The sequence below is a fragment of the Thiovibrio frasassiensis genome, from assembly GCF_029607905.1.
GTDB lineage: Bacteria > Desulfobacterota > Desulfobulbia > Desulfobulbales > Desulfurivibrionaceae > Thiovibrio > Thiovibrio frasassiensis.
In genome coordinates this window covers 2,072,838-2,087,526 of sequence record NZ_JAPHEH010000001.1, presented here as the reverse complement: position 1 = coordinate 2,087,526, position 14,689 = coordinate 2,072,838, and the positions used below count along the sequence as shown (strand labels likewise).

At 54.6% G+C, this 14,689-nt stretch carries 15 protein-coding genes; 11 read left to right on the top strand and 4 right to left on the bottom strand.

Annotated features, from left to right (window positions below):
• From OLX77_RS09810 to OLX77_RS09760, 11 genes are all read left to right on the top strand, one after another.
• Positions 1-576, top strand: a complete 576-nt coding sequence (locus OLX77_RS09810) for a PilN domain-containing protein (RefSeq protein WP_307633419.1) — start codon at positions 1-3, stop codon at positions 574-576.
• Positions 573-1,235 carry a hypothetical protein gene (locus tag OLX77_RS09805; RefSeq protein WP_307633418.1) on the top strand — a complete coding sequence of 221 codons (663 nt, stop codon included), beginning with the start codon at positions 573-575 and terminating at the stop codon, positions 1,233-1,235. Before OLX77_RS09810 ends, OLX77_RS09805 begins: the two co-directional genes overlap by 4 nt.
• A complete protein-coding gene (locus OLX77_RS09800; protein ID WP_307633417.1) occupies positions 1,232-1,726 on the top strand; it encodes a hypothetical protein in 495 nt (164 codons plus the stop codon). Before OLX77_RS09805 ends, OLX77_RS09800 begins: the two co-directional genes overlap by 4 nt.
• A complete protein-coding gene (locus tag OLX77_RS09795; protein WP_307633416.1) occupies positions 1,726-3,165 on the top strand; it encodes a secretin GspD/PilQ domain-containing protein in 1,440 nt (479 codons plus the stop codon). Before OLX77_RS09800 ends, OLX77_RS09795 begins: the two co-directional genes overlap by 1 nt.
• 41 nt (positions 3,166-3,206) lie before the next feature.
• Positions 3,207-4,406 (top strand): ExeA family protein, encoded by a 1,200-nt coding sequence (locus tag OLX77_RS09790; protein ID WP_307633415.1) that lies wholly within the window; start codon positions 3,207-3,209, stop codon positions 4,404-4,406.
• Between the two features lie 70 nt (positions 4,407-4,476).
• Positions 4,477-6,117, top strand: a complete 1,641-nt coding sequence (locus OLX77_RS09785) for a GspE/PulE family protein (RefSeq protein WP_307633414.1) — start codon at positions 4,477-4,479, stop codon at positions 6,115-6,117.
• Positions 6,118-6,120: 3 nt separating this feature from the next.
• Positions 6,121-7,374, top strand: a complete 1,254-nt coding sequence (locus OLX77_RS09780) for a type II secretion system F family protein (protein WP_307633413.1) — start codon at positions 6,121-6,123, stop codon at positions 7,372-7,374.
• 126 nt (positions 7,375-7,500) lie between these two features.
• Entirely contained in the window at positions 7,501-7,923 is a 423-nt protein-coding gene (locus OLX77_RS09775) for a pilin (protein ID WP_307633412.1), read from the top strand.
• A gap of 347 nt (positions 7,924-8,270) precedes the next feature.
• A complete protein-coding gene (locus OLX77_RS09770; RefSeq protein ID WP_307633411.1) occupies positions 8,271-10,040 on the top strand; it encodes an O-antigen ligase family protein in 1,770 nt (589 codons plus the stop codon).
• A 143-nt stretch (positions 10,041-10,183) separates the two neighbouring features.
• Complete coding sequence (locus tag OLX77_RS09765; protein WP_307633410.1) at positions 10,184-10,675, top strand: metal-dependent transcriptional regulator; 492 nt, start codon at positions 10,184-10,186, stop codon at positions 10,673-10,675.
• Positions 10,676-10,730: 55 nt separating this feature from the next.
• Positions 10,731-10,925, top strand: a complete 195-nt coding sequence (locus OLX77_RS09760) for a hypothetical protein (RefSeq protein WP_307633409.1) — start codon at positions 10,731-10,733, stop codon at positions 10,923-10,925.
• Positions 10,926-11,029: 104 nt separating this feature from the next.
• Here OLX77_RS09760 and OLX77_RS09755 read toward each other — a convergent pair whose 3' ends face one another.
• The 4 genes from OLX77_RS09755 to rpsI all read right to left on the bottom strand — a co-directional run bounded on the left by OLX77_RS09755 (position 11,030) and on the right by rpsI (position 14,683).
• Entirely contained in the window at positions 11,030-12,238 is a 1,209-nt protein-coding gene (locus tag OLX77_RS09755) for a pyridoxal phosphate-dependent aminotransferase (RefSeq protein WP_307633408.1), read from the bottom strand.
• Positions 12,239-12,351: 113 nt separating this feature from the next.
• On the bottom strand, positions 12,352-13,113 hold the full coding sequence (gene truA, locus OLX77_RS09750; protein WP_307633407.1) for a tRNA pseudouridine(38-40) synthase TruA: 762 nt from the start codon (positions 13,111-13,113) through the stop codon (positions 12,352-12,354).
• Between the two features lie 4 nt (positions 13,114-13,117).
• Complete coding sequence (argC, locus tag OLX77_RS09745) at positions 13,118-14,149, bottom strand: N-acetyl-gamma-glutamyl-phosphate reductase (RefSeq protein ID WP_307633406.1); 1,032 nt, start codon at positions 14,147-14,149, stop codon at positions 13,118-13,120.
• A gap of 138 nt (positions 14,150-14,287) precedes the next feature.
• Entirely contained in the window at positions 14,288-14,683 is a 396-nt protein-coding gene (rpsI, locus tag OLX77_RS09740; protein WP_307633405.1) for a 30S ribosomal protein S9, read from the bottom strand.
• Positions 14,684-14,689: the final 6 nt, after the last annotated feature.

Here is a 14,689-nt window from a genome sequence, read left to right as displayed (position 1 = left end):
ATGCTTGAACGAATCAACCTTGTTCCGCAACTGCCCCTTGACGAAAGGATCAGGAAAACAACCCTGCCCGTGGTCGGCATTCTTCTTGCCCTTGTCATTCTTTTTCTTGCCGCCAGCGACCGGATCCTTAAATCCAGGATCAGCACGTTGAGCCAAGAGATTGCCGTGGCCCAGCAACGGGCCGGGGAAATAACCGCAACCCAGGCAAAGATCGTCTTGCTGACCAACAACATCAAACAGCAGAAAGACGAAAAGGAACGGTTGAACGGTCAGGCGACTAAACTCACCACTATCCAGGAACGGAAGAAATATTTCTCCAGAATGCTTGCAGCCATCAGCACGACAATGCCTTCTTCGGTTCGTTGCGAAAAAATTATCTTCCAGAAGGATAGCGGCCAGATTTTCGGTACCGCCGTCCAGTACCGGGAGCTTCCCGCTTTTGTAAAAGCACTGGGCAACACCCCGCTTTTTAGCAATGTTATGCTTCGCGACCTTGATCGCAGCTCCGATGCAAAAAAAACAGACTTTACCTTTACCATCGCCTTTCAACTGAAACGAGAACCTGATCCATCGTGAACAGCCAACAACTCATCATTCTCGGGAACAAACTGAAAGAGTGGTTTTTCCTGTTAAAAAGCGATCCGGAGGCCTTTGTTGAGCTGCGAAAACTGCTCCTGGGGGTTCTGGCCTGCGCAGCCATTCTCTATGGGGGTTCAACCCTGCTCCTGGCTCCGCAGAAAATGGTGCTCCAGCAGAAACTCGCCCAAAAAATTGAGGTCGAGAGCACCGCTCCCGCCCAGCTGGGCAAGGTCCTCGCCGCGCAGGTTTCCCAACTTGAGACCGAACAAAAGGGACTGCGGGAACAGACAGAGACCTTGGCCCTGCAGATCCGCCTTATCGAGGAAAATTGGCAATTGATGACAGACCGCGAGCAGTTTTCCAAGACTCTTTTTACTCTGCATGCCAATGCTCCGATCAACATGGAAAACCATTTGCAACAGATGAGTCAATTGGAAGACCGTTCCCTGAACGGATTCACCCTGAACTCAGTGACTTTGGCCGGGGAGGTTCCCTTTCCCTTGCTCTACAAATACCTGCAATATATTGAAGGGAGACCCGAGATAGGCATCATCGAAGATCTTTCCGTGCTCCGTCTCACCAACGCAGGCTATGATCAGCAGGCCAAGGTTAAATTCAGTATGGTTGTCGGCAGAACAACCCTGGACAAGCCATGATAAAAAAACGACAGATTCCCCTGCTGGTGGTGCGAGGAAAGAGATTGTCGTGCCGACAGACGGGCAGAATCATCCTTTTTACAGTCCTGCTCCTTGGGTACGCGCTCCCTCTTCTGTCGGCAGAGCCACAGGTGCTCACGGTACGGCCTGAAAAGATCGAGGCCCATCGGGGCCAAAAAACCACCAACCCAACCCTGGAAAGAGATCCTTTCAATTGGAGCCGCGAGCAGATCAGCTTTTTCAAAAGCCAGGAGCCCCGGGAGAAAAGCAATTCCATTGGCGGCTTGACCCTCTCTGGTATAATCTGGGACAAGAACAATCCCCAGGCCGTTATCAATGACCACTTGGTCACCAAGGGAGAGAGGGTCAACGACTCGGTTATCCAACAGATCCTCAAGGATCTGGTTATTTTTGAACAAAATGGCGCCGCCTATACACTGTGGCTCGAGGCCTCACCCAGGCCTCTGCCCATGAAGGATAAAAAACACTGATGCGAACCTCCTGCCTGCACGCCATCTTCTTGTCTGCCCTGCTTGTTTTGGCGCAAGGACTCCTCCCGGAAAGCAGTCTGACCGCCGCCCCGCTGGGGCCAGAAAATGATGCCCCCTTGCTCTCCGGGCTGAAAAATTTTCCCGCCTCCCTCCGGACGGAAAACCTCTCGGTCTCCCTCCTTTTGCGCGGCATGGGGCGCCAAGCCGGGATCAATATCCTGGTGGCGGACAATATCACCGACACCATCAACCTCGACGTTGAAAAGCTGAATCTCTATGAGGCCTTTCAGGTGATCATGGACGCCAAGCAGCTGCGGTACTACCAGAAAAACAACGTCATCTTCGTGGAGAAAAAAGCCGATTTTCAAGGACAACAGCGCGACCTTGCCAGCGAACGGCTCTGCACCAAGTTCGGCAACGCCGCCGCCTATCTTGACCAGCTGAAACCTCTCCTGGGCCCGAATGGCACGATCACCCTGACCAACCGCGGCAACTGCCTGATTATCCAAGATCGGGCCGGGAACATCCCCCTACTGCGCGACATGCTCACCGAGCTTGACCAGCCCATCCCCCAGGTGCATATCGAGGCCCGCATCGTCTCCATCTCCAACGAGGCCAAGAAACAGCTGGGCATCATCTGGGGCTACAACAACTATATGGATGCCGCTGCCCTTGCCAGCAAGATCAACCCGATCACCTCCAGCGTTGACCTGCATGCCCCTGATCCCACCACCAGCTTGGCCTTCGGCTTTATCCGCCAGAACGTCAATCTCAACGTGGAACTCCAGGCCATGCAGTCCGACAGCCTGCTGGAAATCCTTTCCTCGCCCAGCGTTCTTGTCCTCGACGGCAAGGAAGCAGAGATCAAACAAGGCAAGGAAGTTCCCTACGTGACCCAGACCGCCAACACCGTCAACACCACCTTTCGGGAGGCAAACCTTGGCCTCAAGGTCAAACCCACCGTCTTGCAGGGTGGTTATATCATTCTGGATGTCGGGGTCACCAACGACAGTGTTGACCAGTCAACCACCGGGGCCAGTGGGCTTCTCATCAACAAACAGGCGATCACCACCAATCTTTTTCTCGAAGACAATGTCACCGTGGTCATCGGCGGCATTGTCCAACAGAACAAGAGCAATTCGAACAGCAAGGTGCCGGGGCTGGGAGACATCCCGATCATTGGCAACCTCTTCAAGAACTCAAACAAACGTAACGACCAGTCGGAACTCATGGTCTTTATCACCCCCCACATTGTCAATATGAGCCGCCCACAAACCGCCGAGGCAACGCCCCCCTCCCCCCTTAAGGAAGGAACTGGCAATGCGCCGATTAAAGAATCCGTGCCTTCAGGCTCTCCCAAGGACAACCATAAGGAAGAGGCACTTCCCGCTGACGATTCGGCAAAAACAAACCAGGGAAAAACACTACCGCCACAATGAGTCATCTTGAGTTTTTCGGCCTACAGGACGACCCGTTCCGGATGACACCGGACAGGAATTATTACTTCCCCACCAAGGGACATGCCGCCCTACGTGAGGTGATCCGTTACGGCCTCGCAGGAGACGAGGGATTCATCATCATCACCGGCGAGATCGGCACCGGCAAAACCCTGATGCTCCGTTTGATGATGGATGATCTGCCCGACCGGTTTGAAACCGCCGTGATCCTCTCGCCTCACCTTTCCCGCCTTGAACTGCTTCTCGCCATTTTTCAGGATATCGGCCTGGCCGGCCCGCCGGAACATCCGGCCAGCCTCGACTCGCTCCTGCGCATCTTAAACGACCATCTGTACGCTCTGGCACAACAGGGCAAGAAGCTGCTTATCGTTATCGACGAAGCACAAAATCTTCCCGACGAAAGCCTGGAGCAGCTCCGGTTGCTCTCCAATTTTGAAACCGATACCCAGAAACTCTTGCAAATCGTGCTCTTCGGTCAGCCGGAGCTGCGCGGCAAGCTTTCCCAAACCAACATGCGCCAGCTTGTCCAGCGGGTCTCCATCATGGAGACCCTCGCCCCCCTTTCAAAGCAGGAAATGGTCAACTATATCCTCCACCGTTTCAAGAAAAGCGGCGTCTATGAAATGCCGCGCTCCTTTGCCACCACTGACCTTATCTGGCGCTACACCAAAGGGTATCCCCGCCTGATCAACAAAATCATGAGCAGGGCGTTGCTGGTTGCCTATGCCGAAAAGAAAACCAAAATCTCCCGAAAAATCGTCAACGAGGCAATAGCCTCCTTCAATACCCCGAAGCAGCGGGGCCTGCTTGCCTCCCGTGTGCTCCGGTGGGGGACGGGATTTTGCCTCCTGATCCTCCTCTTCTGGGCAACCGCCTTTGCTCCGCCCTGGCTTGCACAGACCATCTCCTACGATAGGGATGCCATGCCCCAATGGTATCTGCAAACAACGGCTTGGTTTACGCAACTGGCCGATGATGGCAGACAATCCATGGAACTCTGGCAGGAAAAAGTGATTGTCTGGATCAACGGTCAGACCAATACCCCGAAGCAACCGCCCAGCCAGCCGAGCAAGGTGGTGCAGACCATGCCGCTGCCCGCCCCACTCCCTACAGCAACCCCTCCTTTGGAGGGAGAAGCAGATACACCTTTGCCCGCAGGGGAACCAACGGCGGAAAACTTGAGGCCCGTGTATCCCTCTCCTTTTATGCGAGGGTCACAATGAAAACCAAACTCTTGGGCCTCTGGCACGCTGACAATCCCCTCCGGCCCAACCATCATCCTTGGCTTTGCCGATGACAATAGCACCAAAACGCAGAAAATTTGGCGACATTCTTGTGGAAGGCGGGTTGATCACGGCAACCCAGCTGCAACAGGCCCTTGCCTATGGCACCGACCGCGACATAAAACTGGGCGAGGCCCTGCGCGAACTCGGCTTTGTCAACGACACCGCCGTCGCCAATACCATTGCCCGACAGCTGAAGATCCCCTTCATCGACTTCCGCAAAATCGTGGTGGATCCTGAGGTGGCTCAGATCATTCCGGAAGCCGTCTCCAGAAAATACAAGGTCATCGCCCTTGGCAAACGTCCCGGCGAGGTCCTGGTCGCTTTTGCCGACCCGCTCAACATCTTCGCCATCGACGAGGTTGGCCGTTATATTCTGGACAAGACCGTGGTCTGCGTGGGGATCGAATCGGAAATCATCGCCACCATGGACCGTCTGTACGCCTCGTCTATCAAAATCGAACAACGGTTTGATGACTCAGGGGAAGAATCCGCCACCGTCAGCGCCATCAATGATATCCTGCTTAAGGCCGTGCGCCAGCGAGCCAGCGACATCCACATCGAGCCGGACCATGAACGGGTCCGGGTGCGCACCCGGGTGGACGGCATCCTCCGTGAAGGCAACACCTTTCCCTTGGAAATGCACCCCAACCTCATCTCCCGCATCAAGATCCTGGCCCATCTTGATATCGGCGAGCGCCGTAAACCCCAGGACGGTCGCTTTGAAATGCCCATCACCGGCAAGGAATTTGACGTGCGGGTTTCCATCCTGCCCCTAAACGCCGGGGAAAAGGTGGTGATGCGGTTGCTGGACAAGGGCACCATGCGTTTCAACCTGCAGGAGCTTGGCTTTGAGCCCTACCAGCGCGCCCTGTTTATGGAGCATCTCTCCCGACCCCACGAGATCATCCTGGTCACCGGCCCCACCGGCAGCGGCAAAACCACCACCCTCTACGGCGCCCTCAATTACCTCAACTCGGTGGAGAAGAACATCGTCACCGTGGAAGACCCGGTGGAGTACGAACTGGCCGGAATCAATCAGGTGCAGGTCAATGTCCGGGCCGACCTCACCTTTGCCAACTCCCTGCGCTCCATCCTCCGCCAGGATCCGGACATCATCATGATCGGTGAGATCCGCGATGCGGAAACCGCCGAGATCGCCATCCAGTCTGCCCTCACCGGCCACCTGGTGCTTTCCACCCTGCACACCAACGATGCGGCGGGGGCGATCACCCGGCTCATCGACATGGGCATCCCTCCCTTTCTTATCGCCTCGGCCGTTGGTATTGTAGTGGCTCAGCGGCTCCTGCGGTTGCTTTGCCCCAACTGCAAAGCAACATTCACCCCGCCGGAAGAACTTCAACTTGCCCTGGGGCTCACCTATGACCAGACCCGGAGGTTTTACAAACCGGTGGGCTGCGACAAATGCGAAGGATCCGGCTACAAAGGACGAATCGCCATCTACGAAACCATGGTCATTTCCCAGGCCATCGAGGATCTTATCCTCAAGAAATCCTCCAGCCAGGATATCTTCCGACAAGCGCTCAAAGAAGACCTCACCTCCCTGCGTCAATCCGGCATTGCCAAGGTGGTCAGCGGCCACACCTCGGTTGACGAAGCATTCCGCGTCACCATGGAGCTGAAGGAGTAACCGGTGCCGATCTTTCGTTACGAGGCCATCAACTCCGCCGGCCGGATTGTTTCCGGCACCCATGCTGCCGAGATCATGCCGGAAGTGGAAGCTTGGCTGCAAAAAGGAGGCTTGAGCCCGGTCAACATCCAGGTTCTCTCCGAACAGCAATCCGCAGGACTAAAAAACACCTCCCAGGCCACGACCTCGCCCACGCTCAGTGAACGGCTTTTCGGAGTCACCCTGGAAGACAAGATCCTTTTTTGCCGGCAACTGGCCACCCTGCTGGCCGCAGGGGTCAGCATCATCGAGTCCTTCGGTATCCTGGCCCTCCAGGTGAGCAACCCCATCCTCCGTGATATCATTCACTCCATGACCGCCGAGGTGGAAAGCGGCGCCAGCCTGAGCGATGCCGTAAGCCGCCAGCCAAGGACCTTTAACGTCCTATTCTACAATATCGTCAAGGTGGGCGAGGAAACCGGCTCCCTGGACAAGGCCTTTGCCTACCTGGCCTCGCTCTATGAAAACGAAAAAGCCATCAAGGAACGGATCAAGTCCGCCACCCGCTACCCGAAGATCGTCATCTTCGCCATCACCGGCGCGGTTTTTTTCCTGATGAGCTTCGTGGTGCCCAAATTCGCCAAGCTCTTTGCCGCAGCCAAGGTTGAGCTGCCCCTGGCCACCCGGATTCTCATGGGGGTCAGTACCTTTTTTGCCGACAATACTCTGGGCATTGTCGGCGCTGCCCTGGCCCTGTTCATCGCCTACCGTCTGGCCTTGGGCTCCCGCGATTTCGTCCTCTTCCGCGACGGGCTGCTGCTGAGGGTGCCGATCTTTGGCCCCCTGGCCACCAAGATCTACATGGCCAGATTCTGCAGGGTCTTCGCCGTACTCACCCAAAGCGGGATCAACATCATCAAAACCCTGCAACTCTCGGCCAACGCCTTGGAAAATCTGGTCCTCTTCCAGATGGTCGAGGAGATCACCGGCGAGGTCGAAGAGGGCGTCAACCTCCACGAGGCCATGGCCAGACACCACGCCATCCCGCCCATGGTTCCGCAGATGATCGCGATTGGAGAGCAGTCCGGCAAGCTCGATGAGATGATGGAGAAGGTGGCCGATTATTACGATCTGGAAAGCGATTACACCATCAGAAACCTCTCCACCCTGATCGAGCCGATCCTTCTGCTGGTTTTGGGCGTGATGGTTGGGCTCATCGCCCTGGCCATTTTCACACCCATGTGGGACATGCTCAAGGTGGTTCGAGGAGGAGGCTGACCCTGACAAATTCAGGCTGTGTAAGGCACAAACCAGTAGAAAGCATCAAACTTCTACAAAAATGATTTGACCGGAGATAGGCAAAAAGAGTAATGGAAACCAATAACCATTCACAAGGAGAACGGTATGAAGACGAATCTGGTGGGAAATGAAAAAGGCTTTACCCTGATCGAATTGATTGTTGTCATTGTTATTTTGGGCATTCTTGCTGCAGTTGCTGTTCCTAAATATCAGGATCTAACAACTGAAGCTTCAAATGCTGCAGCAGAGGGTGTTCTGGGCGCAGCCCGCGGTGGTGCCACCATCAATTTTGCTAAAAATCTTGCTGGTGGTTCTGTGACCCCAGTTCTGGATAGTAGTGCCGGAGCAACCCGCTTAGAGGAACTTATTGACACAGATTACGAAACCACCCCGTCAGCAACAGTTGGAGAAGTTTCAGTTTCAATAAATAACAAAACGTACGTCATTGAAATTACAACTCCAGAAAATACAACCACTGCTCCGACACCAGCAATCCTTGGTAAAAAAACAGGATCTTGGGGAAACTAAATTCTTTTCTGCAACTTGAGTCTTTATTTCTACACACAAAAAAAAGCGGCCCCTATGGAAGCCGCTTTTTTTGTGTGTGTATTAATCATTAATGGGCTTACTACCCCATGACTTTCTCCCTTCGTAAACAAATTTTCTTTTTTTTCCTGTTCATTGTTTTTACTGTACCTCTTACTTTTTATCCTGGCATCAGTGACTATACCAATCTCCCTCAACACTTATTTTTAAAGACCAGCGGACTTATTCTAACCCTTTCCTGGCTGGCCAACCAAACCTCCTATAAGCCCTTTTCTCTCCACAAACTACCATTTTTCACCTGGCCCCTTCTTTTCTTTCTCGGCTGGGCGTTGTTCACCTCCACCTTTGCCCACAATTCCTACGAGACTTGGATAATTGGCCGCCAATGGCTGGTGGGCCTTCTCTTTTTTTTCCTAATCTCACAGGTCGCTGGCTCCTCATTCCAACGGCGCCAAGTACTGGTATCCCTGTTCGGTGCCGCCCTCCTGGTCGCGGTGCTGGGCATCAGCCAATATCTCTTTGGCTTCTCTAGTATCCCCCAGCTTGCTCCGCCTGCAGCAAACTATGCCAACAAAAACATGGCCGTACACTTCATTGTCCTGCTCTTTCCAGTGGGCGGCTTCCTTTTTCTAACCACGCAAAAAAATAGTACCACCTGGGCCTTTGGCCTCATGCTCAGCCCGATTACGACCTATCTCATCTATACCCAAACCCGAGCCGGATGGCTGGCAGTTATCTGCCAATGCCTGCTGTTCGCTGTCCTGCGCAAGACAACCCGGCTGAACCTCGCCCCTTTCTGGTCCAAACAAAAAAAATGGGCCGGACTCGCTGGCCTGCTTGTTGTCTTGACCATGATGAACATCGGCCCTGCCGGCTTCACCCCCGGCTATGAAGCCGTGGGCCTCCGGGCCGCCTCCATCGCCTCCATCCAGGGAAATCATGCCCGCTTCGCCATCTGGTCAGACACCATCACCCTGATCCGTCAGCATCCATTCATCGGGGTTGGGCTGGGAAACCTGAAGGTTCATTTTCCATCGGTCCAAAAAGAGTCACTCTTTCTCTATACCCAATACCTCAAAGACGCCCATAACGATTACCTGCAATTTTGGGCGGAACTTGGCCTTGTCGGCCTAGCCCTCTTCGCCGGACTCATCGGATCGCTGGGTTTGTTTTTTTTCAGAACCCACCAAGAGTGCAGAGGGAATCTCACAAAATCCCTCGAACTCCAAGCCATAGGGTTGTCTCTGATGGGAATCGGTATCAACGCCTTGTTCTGCTTTCCCTTTGAGAGGATGATCCCGCTTTTTACCATCATGGTTTTACTCGGGCTTCTCGCCTCCCTGGCGCAGGAAGGAAGAATCTACAACCCTATCCACATCCCCAAACGTTTTGCTGCCTATGCTGGGATAATTTTACTCGTGTTTGCGCCGATCATTATGGTGGACAACCTTAAGGCTATTGCCGCGGACCATTTTTATCTCAAGACCTGCGTGGCAACGGTGGAAGAGAACTGGCCGGAGGTCATTACCAGCGGCAACAAAAGCCTGCACTATCAACCCAACGATGTGACTCCGCATGCCTATATCGGCCCAGCCTATCTGGCTCAGGAGCAATACAGCGAAGCATTGCCCCACCTCTTGACCATGCTGGAAAAATTTCCCTACCACTATATTACCCTGCTCAATACCGGGACTGCCTATTACGGCTTAGGCGACTACCAAAATGCACATAAGTACTTCGCCAAGGCGGTACAGGTCGCACCCATAGCCGGGGCGGCTCACGGCCAGCTTGGCAAGGCCTATTGGAAACTCAAAGAATACCACAAGGCGCGCGGGGAATTTAACGAAGCCATCCGGCTGGACCCCCAGAAAAAATCAGTCTATCTTTACAACCTTGGCTTGGTTGAGCGGGAACTAAGAAAAGTTCCCGCAGCGATAGCCGCATTTGAAGAATCCATTGCCGCCGACGACAATTTTGCCTTGCCCCATAAAGAACTCGCCGCAATCTACCTCCACCTCAAACCAGACCAAAGACGCGCCGGCTATCACACCAGAATGTTTAAGGAACTTTCCCAAACTCCCTCCAGTTTCGACCAATAAAACTTGACAACCACTCCAGTCCTTAATACTGTTAGTCCGTCCTAATAATATTTCCAAAAGACGAACAGAGGGATTTTATCGCTTCCTGACCTTGCAAAACCCTTTTTTCCCCTCCGCGCACAGAGGACAACCGCCCAAAGCCAATGACCACTCCGAAACGACTCAGCGCCAGCCTGGAAGACTATCTGGAGACCATCTTCCACATCATCGCCGAAAAGCAGGTGGCCCGGGCTAAAGAGATCGCCAGCACCCTCAAGGTGAGCCGTTCCTCCGTGACCGAAGCCTTTCGCTCCCTGTCCCAAAAGGGTCTGATCAATTATGCACCCTATGAGGTTATCACCCTCACCCCAGCCGGGCAGGAAATGGCCAAGGATGTTATCCTCCGGCATCGGGCACTCAAGGATTTTTTTATCAAGGTCCTCGCCGTTGGGGAACAAGTAGCGGAAGAAGGGGCCTGCAAGATTGAACATGCCGCGCCCAAGGAGATCATCGACCGGCTGACCCAGTTCGTCAGCTTCATCGAACAATGCCCACGAGGCGGCAGCGATCTCATCTCAGGATTCAGCAAGTACTGCCAGACCGGAAAAACCGAGAAGAAATGCAAGGAATGTATTGCCCATTGTCTTGAAAAATAGAAATGTGGCAGGCGGGATTATAAAGAGATAACCATCAGGAAAGAGAGAGGGGCACATGGACGGAACATATTCTGAAGGGTGGTTCACACACGCCAATCATGGACTTATCAGGGTTTTCAATAAAGGTGGGGAGTGGGTCTACCAGTGTTACTCCCAGAACGGCCAAAAGGCGGTCTCGAAAGAGCGCCCTCTGGACAGCTGGACCTGGGCCTTGAGCGAAGCAGCACCCAATGATTACGGCCCAGGCTGAGTCAACCCGTCACAGGGGGGCATCTGCCCCCCCGTGGAATCGCCTACAGTTTACAAAAAACCGTACAGCGATGAAAAACTCCCCAGCTGATCCTTACCAGTCTTCTACGAGAGTTTCCCCAACGCCTCAGCCAACCGCCTCATCCCTTCTTCAATGGTCCCCATTGCCGTGGCAAAGGAGAAACGGATGAAATTATCCGCCCCAAATGCCGCACCCGGCACCGTGGCCAGCAAGGCCTCATCCAGCAAATAATCCGCCAGATCAACCGAGTTCGCCATTACCTTCCCATTGAAACTCCGGCCCAAATAAGCGGAGATGTTGGGGAACACGTAAAATGCGCCCTTGGGCCGTACGCAGGTCACACCTGGAATATCAGCCAAAGCCCCCATGATGAAATCAAGCCGCGGAACAAAGGCATCCCGCATCATGATCGGAAAATCCTGAGGCCCGCTCACCGCGGCCAACGCCGCCTTCTGGGAGATGGAGGTCGGATTGGAAGTACTCTGGCTCTGGATCTTGTTCATGGCCGCGATAATGTGCTTGGGTCCGGCGGTATAGCCGATGCGCCAGCCGGTCATGGCAAAGGATTTGGACACGCCGTTGAGCACCAGGGTCTGGGCCGCGAGACGCTTGTCCACATCCAGGATATGGGGAAGCGTACCGTCGCCATAAACGATGGTATCGTAGATATCGTCGGAGATGATCAGCCATTTATTGGCCAGAGCCAACTTGGCCACCGCCTCAAGGGCCTTGGCGGAAAAGACAGCGCCGGTGGGGTTGGAAGGGCTATTGAGGATAATGGCCTTGGTCTTCGGGGTAGCGTAGCGACTGAGCAGTTCCTCGCTCAAGTCGAAACCGTTTTCCTCCGAGAGCGGCACCTCAACCGGGGTGGCGCCTGCCAACAAGACAATGGGCGGATAGGACACCCAGTACGGGGTCGGGATCAGCACCTCATCGCCGGGACCGAACAGGGCCTGGGCCATATTGTAAAGCCCGTGCTTGCCGCCGCAACAGACCTGAATCTGCTCGGGCGTATAGCTCCAACCCTTGTCCTGGGCCAACCGTTGGCTGATGGCCTCGCGCAGCTCCGGGATGCCCGGCACTGCGGTGTAACGGGTGAACCCTTCGTCAATGGCTTTTTTCCCTGCCTCGCAGACATGGGGCGGAGTATCGAAATCCGGCTCACCCACGCTGAAATTGAGGATATCAGCCCCAGCCGCTTTCAAGGCCTTGGCCTTGGCGTTCACGGCAAGGGTAGGCGAAGGCTTGATCTGCTTGACTCGTGCCGCAAGAGTAATAATTTCCGCTTCCATTTTCGTTCCTTGTCATGGCGTTTGAAAAAAGGCTCCGGCAGTCACCCCACGAAGCCAACAAAACTTAGGAGCCGTTACAACATAAGCAAGTTACTTGGCAAAACAACACGGCCTTAGTACAAAACCCTCTTCAAGGTCAATCCCTTGGCTGGCGCTGTTGGACCGGCCAGGCTTCGATCGCGGGCCGCAACAATCTCTTGAAAATCAAGGGGGGTTAACCGCCCACGCCCCACAGCAAAGAGGGTGCCGACAATGTTGCGCACCATGTGCCGCAAAAAGCCATCCCCGGAGATAATCAGTCGACAGACCGGCATGGCTTCTTCCTGCTCAGCCAAAGAAGCGGCAAAGATGGTCCGTACCGCACCTCTGCAACCGGCGCGAGAGAGATCGCGAGAGCCGACAGCCTCAAAGCTGCTAAAATCATGGGTGCCGACCAGCATCGGCAGACAGAGACGAACGGCATCGCAGGCAAAAGGGTCGCGAACCTGAGCGGCATAGAGCCGCAAGCACGGCGGCATGATCTCCGTGGCCATAAAGGTGTATGTATACACCTTGCCCGTGGCGTTATAGCGCGCATGAAAATCATTGGCAACCTTTTCAGCGCTCAGCACCCGAATTGCCTCGGGCAGCATGCTGTTCAACCCCTTCACCAAGCCAAGGAGAGGGATAGACGCCTCTGTCTGAAAATTGGCCACCATCCCCTCAGCATGCACCCCGGCATCGGTACGCCCAGCCCCGTGGAGCAGTACCGGACCCTGGGTCAAACGGACAATAGCTTCTTCCAGGGTTTGCTGGATGGAGGGCTGACCCGACTGTCTCTGCCAGCCGGCATAGCCGGTCCCGTCATAGGCAAGGACAAGCTTGATGTTTCGCACTGCGTTATGGAAAAAGGGGCACAATTCTCAGCCCGGTATTTTCCGGAAAGCCGCACATGAGGTTCATGTTCTGCACAGCTTGGCCGGAGGCACCCTTGACCACGTTATCAATGGCGGAGAGGATGATCACCCTGCCGGTGCGCGGATCAAACTTGGTCCCGATATCACAATAGTTGCTGCCCCTAATGTACTGGGTCGCCGGATACTGACCAGTTGGACAGACGCGGACAAATTCCTCGTCCCGGTAATAATCCTGATACAACTCGCTCAACCCGGAAAGCGGCTTGACCGCCTTGGCGTAGATCGTGCTGAGAATGCCCCGCGACATCGGCACCAGATGGGGGGTAAAGGATACCGTCACCGGCTTACCGCACAATCCGCCCAACTCCTGCTCGATCTCCGGGGTATGGCGATGCTCGCCCACCTTGTACGCCTTGAAGCCATCGGCCACCTCGCAGAAGAGCGCCCCTGTTTGCGCCGCCCGGCCTGCCCCGGAAACCCCGGATTTAGAGTCGATAATAATGGTTTCAGGATCAACAAGCCCGGACTTGAGCAACGGGGCCAGCCCCAGAATAACGCTGGTTGGGTAACAGCCGGGGTTGGCAACCAGCTGCGATTTGCAAATCGCGTCCCGATGCAGTTCTGGCAGGCCATACACCGCGCTAGCAAGCAGATCCTTGGCACTGTGGGCCTGATACCACTGCTCATAGACCTGCGCGTCATGGATGCGAAAATCAGCGGAGAGATCGACAACTTTTTTCCCTGCGGCTATCAACTGCGGCACGATATCCATGGCGGTCTGATGGGGTACTGCGGTAAAGAAAAAATCCGCCCGGTCGACAAGCGCCTCAACCTGGAGATCTTCACAGAGAATGTCCACCCGTCCCTGCAGGCTGGGAAACACATGGGAAAGGGGTTTTCCCGCGTATTGCCGGGAGGTCGCCACCGTCAGCTCCACCTCGGGATGATTGCACAGTATCCGGGCAAGTTCCGCCCCGGTATAGCCGGATGCACCGACAATGCCGACTTTTAGCATCTTCTTCTCCACTCAGTCTCGAACCTAAAAGAGGCCTGACACAGGCCAAAAAAAATCAGGGGAAGAGCGATGAGCGCCTTCCCCTGATGAGATACACAATAGTGTCGGTGATATTGAAAATCCAATACCAGACAACGATTAACGCTTGGAGAACTGGAACCTCGCCCTGGCCCCCTTCTGACCGTATTTTTTCCGCTCTTTCGCGCGCTGATCGCGGGTCAGAAAGCCTGCTTTTTTCAAGGGTGCACGATGCTCGGGATCAACAATCAGCAGAGCCCGGGAGATACCATGGCGCAAGGCCTCGGTCTGGGCGATCTTGCCGCCGCCGGTCAAGGTGGCGAGAATATCAAATTTTGCTGCGGTGTCGGTCAAAGCCAAAGGCTTGGAAATTTTCTGCATGTAGTCAAAACCACCGCCGAAATAATCTTCCACAGTCATCTTGTTGACTTGGACTTTACCGGAACCCGGTCTCAACCATACCCTGGCCACAGCGGTCTTTCTTTTTCCGGTCGCGTAAAAACTATTATCTGCCATGTTCAA